We start from the raw sequence: 11,946 nt of genomic DNA, 5'->3' as shown, positions 1-11,946 counted from the left end.
AGGCCCGACGACGGGTGTACCCAGAAGCGCCGCTGGCGGGCGCCCTGGTAGTCGCCCTCTTCGGTCTTCTGGCCGATCTGGCTGAGCAGGCCACTGAGAATGGCCTTGTGCATTTTCTGGTAGTCGGACGGTTCCTTGTTCACCGTCAACTGCAGGTCGCGGCAGATCAGCGCCAGTTGGCGATGGGCGTCGCGCCACTCGCGCAGGCGCAAGTAGTTGAGGAAGTTCTTCCGGCACCAGTTGCGCAGCGGGCTGGCCGTCAGCGCCTGGCGTTGCTCTTCGAAGCCGCGCCACAGGTTGACCAGCGCGGCGAAGTCGGAATCCACGTCCTTCCATTGTGCGTGCGCCTGGTCGGCCGCCTGCTGGCGCTCTGGCGGGCGCTCGCGCGGGTCCTGCACCGACAGCGCACTGGTAACGATCAGCACTTCCTGCAGGCTGCCCTGGCGGGCGCCCTCCAGCAACATGCGGCCCAGTCGCGGGTCGATCGGCAGGCGCGCCAACTGGCGGCCGAGCGGCGTCAGCTGGTTCTCGCGGTTGACCGCCGACAGCTCCTGCAGCAGGTTGAAACCGTCGCTGATGGCCTTGCCATCTGGCGGTTCGATGAACGGGAAAGCATCGATGGCACCCAGGCGCAGGTGCAGCATCTGCAGGATCACCGCGGCCAGGTTGGTGCGCAGGATCTCCGGGTCGGTAAACGCAGGCCGGCCGTTGAAATCCTCTTCGCTGTACAGGCGCACGCAGATACCCGGCTCGACCCGCCCACAGCGGCCTTTACGCTGGTTGGCACTGGCCTGCGACACCGCTTCGATGGGCAGGCGCTGGACCTTGGCGCGGTAGCTGTAGCGGCTGATGCGCGCGGTGCCGGTGTCGATCACGTAGCGGATGCCGGGCACGGTCAGCGAGGTCTCGGCGACGTTGGTGGCCAGAATCACCCGGCGCCCGGTATGCGACTGGAAAATGCGCTGCTGCTCGGCGGGCGAAAGGCGCGCATACAGCGGCAGGATTTCGGTGTGACGCAGTTGCGCCTTGCGCAGGATTTCGGCGGCATCGCGGATTTCCCGCTCGCCCGGCAGAAAGATCAGCACATCGCCTGGGCCCTTGCCCTCGCTGCGCTCGTGGTGCGCAAGCTCGTCCAGCGTGGCGAGGATGGCCTGGTCGACGGTCAGGTCGTCCTCGATCTGGTTGCCTTCTTCGTCCTGCTCGCTGGTGAGCGGTCGGTACCAGGTTTCTACCGGGAAGGTGCGCCCCGACACCTCGATGATCGGCGCGCCGTCGAAGTGCCTGGAGAAGCGCTCCAGGTCGATGGTCGCCGAAGTGATGATCAGCTTCAGGTCCGGGCGGCGGTGCAACAGGGTTTTCAGATAGCCGAGCAGGAAGTCGATGTTCAGGCTGCGTTCGTGGGCTTCGTCGACAATGATGGTGTCGTAACGCTCCAGAAGGCGGTCGTGCTGGGTTTCGGCCAGCAGGATACCGTCGGTCATCAGCTTGACCAGGGTATTGGAGTCACTCTGGTCTTCGAAACGCACCTGGTAGCCAACCAGCCCGCCCAGGGGCGTGCCCAGCTCTTCGGCGACCCGCGCTGCCACGCTGCGTGCGGCGATCCGGCGCGGCTGGGTGTGGGCGATCAGGCCATGGCTGCCACGGCCCAGTTCCAGGCAGATCTTCGGCAGCTGGGTGGTCTTGCCCGACCCGGTTTCGCCGGCGATCACCAGCACCTGGTGTTCGGCCAGGGCCTTCTTGATTTCGTCACGCTTGGCGGCGATCGGCAGGCTGTCGTCGTAGCGCACGGTGGGCACGCTCTGCTGGCGTGCAGTGACCTGGGCGCAAGAGGCCTGGACCTTTTCCACCCATTGGGCCAGCTTCGCCTCGTCGGGGCGCTTGCGCAGTTCATGCATTTGCCGGCGCAGGCGATGGCGGTCGGCGATCATGGCGTGGTCGAGGTTTTGCAGCAGTTTGTCGATGGCGTGGTCAGTCATGGGGCTTTTTAGTGACGCAGGTGAGCCTGCTTTTTCATGATCGGCATTCGAAGGATGCGCGATTGTCGCAGATTTGGCCCTACTTTGCTGTGCAGGCTGGACCTGCTCCTACAGGGTTCGCACAGCGGCAGAATGTTTAGTCAGGCTCGATGTAAAGGTTGCCATTCACTGCTTTAATCAACCTTACGCCGCATGTGAGTATCAAAGGCATGACTCCCGCCCCAGCCATCGCCCCACCGTCTTCCCGCCCTTCGCTACCGAAGGCCCGGAGCCGTGCCGGGGAAAATCCGCTGGTGCACATCATCCTCGCCTTCTGGGCCTTGTGGCACTGCCGCCACGCACGCCCACCGGATACTTCGCACACGCCATCGTGACCAAACCCGGCCGCCTTCTGGCCGTTTGACTCAGCTGGGCCGCCCGTTTGCGCGGTGGCCTGTGCGCCCGTGAGCGAATCCATCATGCCCTTTGCACCTGTAGAGCAGGCCAGCCGTTTCCTGGCCGACAACCCCGATATCGAGCTGTTCGAACTGTTCATCCTCGACGCCAACGGCGTGCCGCGCGGCAAACTGCTGCACCGTGACGAACTGCTGGCCGTGTACCAGACCGGCCGGCCACTGCCCAGCACCATCCTCGGCCTGACCCTGAACGGCGACGACGTGGAAAACTCCGGCCTGGTGTGGGACGTGGGCGACATCGACTGCCGTGCCTACCCGCTTGAAGGCAGCCTGGTGCGTTTGCCCTGGCGCCGGGTGCCGACCGCTGCGGTGCAGGTGAGCATGCACCCGAGCGAGGGCCTGCCCGCCAGCATCGCCGATCCGCGCCATGTCCTGGTACGCACCATCGATGCGCTGAAAGCCGACGGCTACCACCCGGTGATGGCCTGTGAGCTGGAGTTCTTCCTGCTCGACCAGCAGCGCGACGCCCATGGCCGCCCGCAGCCGGCACTGGACAACGATGGCGGCCGCCCCCGATCCACCCAAGTGTATGGCCTGCGCGAACTGGAGCAGATCGAGCCGTTCCTCGCCGACCTGTACGCCGCTTGCAAAGCCCAGGGCATCCCGGCGCGAACGGCAATTTCGGAGTACGCCCCGGGCCAGGTGGAGATCACCCTCGAGCACGGCGATGCGCTGCAGGCGATGGACCAGGCCGTGCGCTACAAGCGCCTGGTCAAAGGTGTAGCCCATGCCCATGGCATGCAGGCCTGCTTCATGGCCAAGCCGTTCGCGCAACTGGCCGGCACCGGCATGCACATGCACCTGAGCCTGGCCGACAGCGCCGGCAACAACCTGTTCGCCAGCGAAGACAAGGCCGGCACCCCGCTGCTGCGCCATGCCGTGGCCGGCATGCTGCGCCACCTGCGCGACTCGCTGCTGCTGTTCTGCCCCAACGCCAACTCGTTCCGCCGCTTCCAGGCCAACAGCTACGCACCACTGGCGCCAACCTGGGGCGTCGACAACCGTACCGTGAGCCTGCGCGTGCCGGGCGGCCCGGCCAACAGCCGGCATGTCGAGCATCGCATCTGCGGCGCCGACGCCAACCCGTACCTGGCCGCCGCAGCGATCCTCGCCGCCAGCCACTGGGGCATCCGCCAGCAGCTTGACCCAGGCGCACCAGTGGAAGGCAACGGTTATGCCCAGGCCACCGAGCACCTGCCCACCGACTGGCTAACCGCCCTCGACGCGCTGCAGCAGTCCAGCTGGGCCCGCGAAGCCCTGGGCGAGGACTTTCTGGGCGTCTACCTGAAGGTCAAGCGCGCCGAGTACCGTCAGTTCATGGCCGAGGTCAGCGAACAGGACTGGCGCTGGTACCTGCACCAGGCGTGAGCCCCAATACAACAAGGAACACCCATGAACGCAGCATTGAACAAAGGGCCGGCGCAGCGCGCGCCGTCCTACTACAGCGCCACCCTCAACGACCACACCGAGTACCCGCAACTCAAGGGCACGGTACAGGTGGATGTGGCCATCATCGGTGGCGGCTTCACCGGCGTGGCCACGGCAGTGGAACTGGCCGAACGGGGCCTGAAGGTGGCCATTGTCGAGACCAACCGCATTGGCTGGGGCGCCAGCGGGCGCAATGGCGGCCAGGTCACCGGCAGCCTGTCGGGGGACAAGGCCATGCGCGCGCAGATGCGCAACCGGCTGGGCGCCGAAGTCGACGATTTCATCTGGCACCTGCGCTGGCGCGGGCATGAGGTCATCGAGCAGCGCGTAGCGCGCTATGGCATCGACTGCGACCTCAAGCGCGGCCACCTGCATGCGGCGATGAAGCCTTCGCACATGAACGAGCTGCGTGCCTTCGAGGCCGAGGCCCGGCGCCGGGGCATGGGCGAGCAGGTGCAGCTGCTGGACCGCGATGGCATGGCCGCGCACCTGCAAAGTCCGCTGTACCTGGGTGCGCTGAAGAACCTGCGCAACCTGCACCTGCACCCGCTCAACCTGTGCCTGGGCGAAGCCCGCGCCGCGCACAGCCTGGGTGCATTGATCTTCGAGAACTCCGAGGTGCTGGACATCGTCCACGGCCCCCGCCCGGCGGTGGTCACAGCCCATGGCCGGGTCGAGGCACGCCAGGTGATGCTGGCCGGCGATGTGTATCACAAACTGGAAAACCGCCAGCTGAAGGGCAAGATCTTCCCGGCCATGGGCGGCATTGTCACCACCGCGCCGCTGGGTGAACTGGCCGAGCAGATCAACCCGCAGGACCTGGCGGTATACGACTGCCGCTTCGTGCTCGACTATTACCGCCTGACCGCCGACAAGCGATTGCTGTTTGGCGGTGGCGCCAACTATTCCGGGCGTGACTCACGCGATATCGAAGGCGAACTGCGCCCGTGTATCGAGCGTACGTTCCCCGCGTTGAAAGGAGTGCCGATCGAGTTCCAGTGGAGTTGCGCCATGGGCATCGTGGTCAACCGTATCCCGCAACTGGGCAAGCTGTCGGACAACGTGTGGTATTGCCAGGGCTATTCAGGGCACGGTATTGCCACCAGCCACATCATGGGCGAGATCATGGCCGAGGCATTGACCGGCACCTTGCAGCAGTTCGACACCTTTGCGCAGTGCAAGCACGTGCGCGTGCCGATGGGGGATTTGCTGGGCAACCCGCTGCTGGCGGCGGGGATGTGGTACTACCAGATGCTTGAGAAACTGCGCTGAGCGTGATGCCCGCGCAACCCCTGTAGGAGCGGCCTTGCGTCGCGAAAGGGCCGCGAAGCGGCCCCAGGTTCTCAGCCGTGACGCTGAAAATGCCGGGGCCGCTTCGCGGCCCTTTCGCGACGCAAGGCCGCTCCTACAAGGGCCGGGGGGCCTCAGGCGATTTTCTTCAAACCTTGCTTTTTCAGCTCTTCATCGCGCAGTTCACGGCGCAGGATCTTGCCCACGTTGGTGGTCGGCAGCACATCGCGGAACTCGATCTGGCGCGGTACCTTGTAGCCGGTGACGTTGGCACGCATGTGCTCCATCACCTGCTCCTTGGTCACGGTCATACCCGGCTTGACCACGATGAACACCTTGATCACTTCACCGGACTTTTCATCCGGCACTCCGATGGCCGCGCACTGCAGCACACCCGGCAATGCTGCCAGCACGTCTTCCAGCTCGTTGGGGTACACGTTGAAGCCCGAGACCAGGATCATGTCCTTCTTGCGGTCGACGATACGCATATAGCCATCGGCCTGGATCAGGGCGATGTCGCCCGTCTTCAGCCAACCTTCGCTGTCGAGGATCTCGGCAGTGGCGTCCTCGCGCTGCCAATAGCCCTTCATCACCTGCGGGCCCTTGACGCACAGCTCGCCGACTTCGCCCAGTGGCAGCTCGATGCCGGCATCGTCGATGATCTTGCACAGGGTCGAAGGCACCGGAATGCCGATCGTGCCCACCTGGTTGGCTTCGGCCGGGTTGACCGCCGCCACCGGGCTGGTCTCGGTCATGCCGTAGCCTTCACAGATGGCGCAGCCGGTCACGGCCTTCCAGCGCTCGGCCACGCTCAGCTGCAGGGCCATGCCCCCGGACAGGGTGATTTTCAGCGCCGAGAAGTCCAGGGCGCGGAAGGCGTCGTTGTTGCACAGCGCAACGAACAGGGTATTGAGGCCGACGAAGCCGCTGAACTTCCACTTGCCCAGTTCCTTGACCATGGCCGGCAAGTCACGCGGATTGCTGATCAGCACGTTGTGGTTGCCGATCAGCATCATGGCCATGCAATGGAAGGTAAAGGCATAGATGTGGTACAGCGGCAGCGGGGTGATGAGGATTTCGCAGCCTTCGTGCAGGTTCGCGCCCATCAGTGCCCGACACTGCAGCATGTTGGCCACCAGGTTGCGGTGGGTCAGCATCGCGCCCTTGGCCACCCCGGTGGTACCGCCGGTGTACTGCAGCACTGCCACGTCGTTGGCCTGCGGGTTGGCCTCGGTCACCGGCTGGCCCTTGCCCAGTGCCAGGGCGTCGTTGAAGCGCACGGCACGCGGCAGGTTGTAGGCCGGCACCATCTTCTTCACGTACTTGATCACACTGTTGATCAGCAGGCGCTTGAGCGGCGGCAGCAGGTCGGCCACTTCGGTGACGATGACGTGCCTGACCTGGGTCTTGGGCACCACCTTTTCGGCCAGGTGGGCCATGTTGGCCAGGCACACCAGGGCCTTGGCGCCGGAGTCGTTGAACTGGTGTTCCATCTCCCGCGCGGTGTACAGCGGGTTGGTGTTGACCACGATCAGCCCGGCGCGCATGGCACCGAATACCGCGACCGGGTATTGCAGGACATTGGGCAGTTGCACGGCAATGCGGTCACCCGGCTTGAGGTCGGTATGCTGCTGCAGCCAGGCGGCAAACGCCCCGGACAGCGCATACAACTCGCCATAGGTGATAGTCTTGCCCAGGTTGCTAAAGGCCGGTTTGTCGGCAAAGCGTTGGCAGGATTGCTTGAGTACCGCCTGGATATTGGGGAATTCGTCAGGATTGATTTCCGCCGTAATCCCGGCTGGGTATTTATCCTTCCAAAAATTTTCGATCATGGAAGCCCACTCCTTCAGCAACAGCGAAGTTCGGTTTACGCGTCTATGCGCTTATTATTGATATGAGATGACGGTTCGTTGCAAACCGGATCATCTGAAAGCGGGCCGAGAGTAACAGCTTTGCCGGGGGTCGCCTAGAGGCCAAAACAGGCCTTACGGTCACAAAAATGACTCAATGGACGATACAGGTCATTTTTAGAGTAATTATCCAAAATGTCGCAGATTCGGCTGTGATCCGCTTGTTAGAGCGTCTTGGGCATCCGCGGATGAACCCGCTCCTTGTTGTGCACTAACTGTAGGAGCGGGTTCACCCGCGAAGAAGCCGACACAAGACTCAGGCTATATCACGTAGTTCCCGCCGCAGGATCTTGCCCACCGGGGTCATCGGCAGCGACTCGCGCAACACGATGTGCTTGGGCACTTTGTAGCCGGTGAAGTTGGCTTTGCAATAAGCCTTGAGCTCATCCACGCTCAACCCACCCTCGCGCGGCACCACGAACAGCTTCACCGCCTCGCCGGAACGCTCGTCCGGCACGCCGATGGCTGCGCAGTTGGCGACCTTGGGGTGGCCCATCACCACGTCCTCGATCTCGTTGGGGTACACGTTGAAACCCGAGACGATGATCATGTCCTTCTTGCGGTCGACAATGCGGGTAAAACCGTCCGGGTCGATGATGGCGATGTCGCCGGTCTTGAACCAGCCGTCGGCATCCATGGCCTGGGCAGTGGCTTCGGGCTGCTGCCAGTAACCTTTCATTACCTGCGGCCCCTGGATACACAGCTCGCCCCGCTCGCCCAGCGGCAGTTCGTTACCCTCGTCATCGATCACCTTGAACGCCGTGCCTGGCACCGGGATGCCCACCGTGCCCAGGCGCGCCAGCTGGCCGTAGGGGTTGGTGCTGGCCACCGGCGAGGTTTCGGTCAGGCCGTAGCCTTCGACAATGCGGCAACCGGTGAGCGCTTCCCAGCGCTCGGCAGTGGCCTTGACCAGCGCCGTGCCGCCCGAGTTGGTGACCTTGAGCGCCGAGAAATCAAGCTGGCGGAAGCCTGGGTGATCCATCAGCGCGACAAACAGGGTGTTAAGCCCCAGCAACGCGGAAAAGCGCCATTTGCCCAGCTCCTTGATGAAGCCGGAAATATCCCGTGGGGTGGTGATCAGCACGTTGTGGTTGCCGGTGACCATCATGCACATGCAGTTCGCGGTAAAGGCATAGATGTGATAAAGCGGCAGCGGCGCAATCATCACCTCCTGGCCGTCCTTGAGCAGTTTCTGCCCGTCGGGGCCATGCTGCGAGAAGCAGGCCAGCACCTGCAGCATGTTGGCCACCAGGTTGCCGTGGGTGAGCATCGCGCCCTTGGCCAGGCCGGTTGTGCCGCCGGTGTATTGCAGTACGGCGATGTCGTCGAGGTTCTGCGAGACCGGCTTGGGGGCCAGTTCGCGCCCCTGGCGCAGCACCTGCTTGAACGATGTGGCCTGGGGCAGCTGATAGGCTGGCACCATCTTTTTCAGCTTGTCGACCACGGTGTTCACCAGCCAGCCCTTGGCGGTGGGCAGCATGTCGCCCATCTTCGCCTCGATCAGGTACTCGATGCCGGTATCGGGCAGCACCTCCTGCACCCGCTTGCCGAACATGTTCAGGAACACCAGCGCACGTGCACCGCTGTCCTTGAACTGGTGGCGCATCTCGCGCTCGGTGTACAGCGGGTTGGTGTTGACCACGATCAGGCCGGCGCGCATGGCCCCGAACACGGCGATCGGGTACTGCAGCACGTTGGGCATCTGCACCGCGATGCGGTCACCCGGTTTGAGGTCTGTGTGCTGCTGCAACCAGGCAGTAAAGGCTGCCGAATGGCGCTCCAGCTCCGCGTAGGTCAGGGTAACGCCCAGGTTGCTGAAGGCCGGGCGATCGGCGAAGCGCTTGCAGGAGCGCTCGAACACCTCGACGACCGAGGCGTAGGCATTGATGTCGATGGTGGAAGGCACGCCCGCCGGGCGCTTGTCATTCCAGAAGTCGGCTTGCATTTATTATTGTTCCTCTGCCTGGACCTGCACTGCGTCCTTTAGTCCTTTACCTGATCGCCCGAGGGCAAAAAGGCGTTGCTCCGACGTTAGCAGGTAAGCCCAAGGCGGCATACACGCCAAGTGCCGCCATTAACATTGTGAATCTTATTTGTGCCCTTCCTGCAATCCGGCCGGTTGTGCATACACTGTCCGGGTACCCGTGCGCACAAGGATCCACCATGCTCCACGACGCCTTCTGGCTGCCCGCCAGCGAGCATTGCAGCCTGCATGTGCACCAATGGCTGCCGGACACGCCGGTAAAAGCCGTGGTGCTACTGGCCCATGGCATGGCCGAGCATGCCGGGCGCTACAAACGCCTGGGGCATGCCCTGAGCGCGGCCGGCTTTGCCCTGTTCGCCGCGGACCAGCGCGGCCACGGGCGCACCGCCGAACTGGGCAACCTCGGCCTGTTCGCCCGCCATCATGGCTGGAATGCCGTGGTCGACGACCTGGGTCTGCTGGCCCAGCACATCGGCCAGCAGTACCCGTGTACGCCGCTGTTCCTGCTTGGCCACAGCATGGGCAGCTACATTGCCCAGGCCTACCTGCTGCACCACAGTGGCAGCCTGCACGGGGCGATTCTCAGCGGCTCCAACTACCAGCCGGCGGCGCTGTACCGCGTGGCGCGGCTGATCGCCCGGCTGGAGGCGTGGCGCCAGGGGCCGCTGGGCAAGAGCGCACTGATCGAGTGGCTGTCGTTCGGGTCCTTCAACAAGGCCTTCAAGCCCAACCGTACGGCGTTCGACTGGCTCAGCCGCGACCCTGCCGAGGTCGACCTGTACGTCAACGACCCGTTGTGCGGCTTTCGGTGCAGCAACCAGTTGTGGCTCGACCTGCTGCAAGGCTTGGCGCAGATCAGCCAGCCAAGTAACCTCGCGCAGATCGATCCGAACCTGCCTGTGCTGATAATCGGTGGTGAATGTGATCCGGTCAGTGCCGGCAAGCGTCTCACCCATCTGGCCGACGCCCTGCGCGCGACCGGCAATCGACATGTGCAGCTGCGCGTCTATCCAGAGGCGCGGCATGAAGTACTCAACGAAACCAACCGTGACGAGGTTACCGCCGATATCCTCGGCTGGCTCGAACAGGCGCTGGCCCTTGGCCGCCCTGTGCGCAGTGAATGATAGCCGCCCTCGCCTACCGCTTAAGGAAGCCACGATGTCCCAGGTCACCAACACGCCTTACGAAGCCCTCGAAGTCGGCCAGAAGGCGGAATACAAGAAGTCTGTCGAAGAGCGCGACATCCAGCTGTTTGCCGCCATGTCCGGTGACCACAACCCGGTGCATCTGGACGCAGAGTTCGCGGCCAAGAGCATGTTCCGCGAGCGGATTGCCCACGGCATGTTCAGCGGCGCGCTGATCAGTGCCGCAGTGGCCTGCACCCTGCCTGGGCCAGGCACCATTTACCTGGGCCAGCAGATGAGCTTCCAGAAACCGGTAAAGATCGGCGACACCCTGACCGTTCGCCTGGAAATTCTCGAGAAGCTGCCCAAGTTCAAGGTGCGCATCGCCACCAATGTGTACAACCAGAACGATGAGCTGGTCGTACAGGGTGAGGCCGAGATCCTGGCGCCGCGCAAGCAGCAGACTGTCGAGCTGGTGTCGCCGCCGAATTTTGTGGCCAGCTGAAGTTTGATGCAGTCAGTACCGGCCCTATCGCCGGCAAGCCAGCTCCCACTGGATCACCACAAGCTCAGACTCAGACATTGTAATGACCCTGTGGGAGCTGAAGATTGATGCAGTCAGTGCCGGCCCTATCGCCGGCAAGCCAGCTCCCACAGGAGCACCACAGGCTCAGGCTTTGTAGTGACCCTGTGGGAGCTGGCTTGCCGGCGATAGGGCCGGTACTGCCAACATCATTCAAGAGCCTGTAACCGCCGCTCGATATGCCGCCGCTCCGGCGCCTGCCGGGTCAGTGCCAGTGCCTGCCGCCAGGCTGCACGCGCCTCTTCCACCTGCCCCAGCTGATAGTGCAGCTCGGCCCGCGCCACATACGCCAAGTGATAATCCAGCAGTTCACCGCGCGCCAGAATCCCTTCGACTTCCTGCAAGCCAACCTGCGGCCCATCCCGCTTCGCCAACGCCACCGCACGGTTCAACTCAACCACGGCTGATGGCCAGTGCCGCTGCAATACGTCATACAGCCCGACAATCTCCGCCCAGTCAGTCTCTTCTGCCGTTGCCGCTTCAGCGTGCACCGCGGCTATCGCCGCCTGCACGGTATAGGCACCAAACGCCCGGCTTTGCAGGGCCTGGCGGACCAACTCGCAGCCCTCGTCAATCCGCTGCCGGTCCCACAGACCGCGGTCTTGCTGCTCCAGCACCACCAGGTTGCCCTGGGCATCGGTTCGCGCCTGCTGCCGGGACGCCTGCAGCAGCATCAACGCCAGCAAACCGACCGCCTCAGCATCCGGCAACAATTGCACCAGCATACGTGCCAGGCGAATGGCTTCATCGCTCAGTTCCTGCTGCAGCAGTGACTCACCCGATGAGGCTGAATAACCTTCGTTGAACACCAGGTAGATCACCCGTAACACACTCTCCAGGCGCTCGGGCAGTTCGTTCAGTTCCGGTACCTGGTAAGGGATGCCGGCTTCGCGAATCTTGGCCTTGGCGCGCACGATACGCTGGGCAATGGCCGCCGGGCTTTGCAGGAAGGCGCGGGCGATCTGCTCGGTGGTCAGGTCACAGACTTCGCGCAGGGTCAGCGGCACCTGGGCATCGGCCGACAGCGCGGGGTGGCAGCAGGTGAATATCAGCCGCAGGCGGTCGTCCGCCAGCAGCTCTTCATCGCTGGGGTCTTGCGACTGGCCTTCAAGCAGCATGCCCAAGTCCGCCTGGGAACGAGCGAAACGCGCGCGCCGACGCAATGCATCGATGGCTTTGAAGCGCCCGGTAGAGAC

Annotated in this window: 8 protein-coding genes; 4 read left to right on the top strand and 4 right to left on the bottom strand. The window is 63.7% G+C overall.

Annotated elements, in window-relative coordinates:
* On the bottom strand, positions 1-1,976 hold a 1,976-nt coding region (gene hrpA / locus HP546_RS17560), incomplete at its 3' end, for an ATP-dependent RNA helicase HrpA (RefSeq protein WP_172227814.1).
* Positions 1,977-2,434: 458 nt separating this feature from the next.
* On the opposite strand from hrpA, the gene HP546_RS17555 reads away from it, so the two are divergent.
* On the top strand, positions 2,435-3,799 hold the full coding sequence (locus HP546_RS17555; protein WP_172227812.1) for a glutamine synthetase family protein: 1,365 nt from the start codon (positions 2,435-2,437) through the stop codon (positions 3,797-3,799).
* 24 nt (positions 3,800-3,823) lie between these two features.
* Positions 3,824-5,131 (top strand): FAD-binding oxidoreductase, encoded by a 1,308-nt coding sequence (locus HP546_RS17550; RefSeq protein WP_172227810.1) that lies wholly within the window; start codon positions 3,824-3,826, stop codon positions 5,129-5,131.
* A 152-nt stretch (positions 5,132-5,283) separates the two neighbouring features.
* On the opposite strand, the gene fadD1 is transcribed toward HP546_RS17550, so the two are convergent.
* Both fadD1 and fadD2 read right to left on the bottom strand, forming a co-directional pair.
* Positions 5,284-6,981 (bottom strand): long-chain-fatty-acid--CoA ligase FadD1, encoded by a 1,698-nt coding sequence (fadD1, locus tag HP546_RS17545; protein WP_172227808.1) that lies wholly within the window; start codon positions 6,979-6,981, stop codon positions 5,284-5,286.
* Between the two features lie 334 nt (positions 6,982-7,315).
* Positions 7,316-9,004 carry a long-chain-fatty-acid--CoA ligase FadD2 gene (gene fadD2, locus HP546_RS17540; protein WP_172227806.1) on the bottom strand — a complete coding sequence of 563 codons (1,689 nt, stop codon included), beginning with the start codon at positions 9,002-9,004 and terminating at the stop codon, positions 7,316-7,318.
* Between the two features lie 218 nt (positions 9,005-9,222).
* On the opposite strand from fadD2, the gene HP546_RS17535 reads away from it, so the two are divergent.
* Positions 9,223-10,167 carry an alpha/beta hydrolase gene (locus HP546_RS17535; protein WP_172227804.1) on the top strand — a complete coding sequence of 315 codons (945 nt, stop codon included), beginning with the start codon at positions 9,223-9,225 and terminating at the stop codon, positions 10,165-10,167.
* A gap of 34 nt (positions 10,168-10,201) precedes the next feature.
* Positions 10,202-10,672 (top strand): MaoC family dehydratase, encoded by a 471-nt coding sequence (locus tag HP546_RS17530; RefSeq protein WP_012273633.1) that lies wholly within the window; start codon positions 10,202-10,204, stop codon positions 10,670-10,672.
* A 227-nt stretch (positions 10,673-10,899) separates the two neighbouring features.
* Here the strand turns inward: HP546_RS17530 and HP546_RS17525 are convergent.
* Positions 10,900-11,946: RNA polymerase sigma factor (locus HP546_RS17525; RefSeq protein WP_172227802.1), on the bottom strand; the 1,047-nt coding region annotated here is incomplete at its 5' end.

Origin of the sequence: Pseudomonas sp. CM25, assembly GCF_013179705.1 — a bacterium.
Lineage (GTDB): Bacteria > Pseudomonadota > Gammaproteobacteria > Pseudomonadales > Pseudomonadaceae > Aquipseudomonas.
Note: the sequence above shows the minus strand (reverse complement) of the source record. Positions and strands in the feature narration are given on the sequence as shown.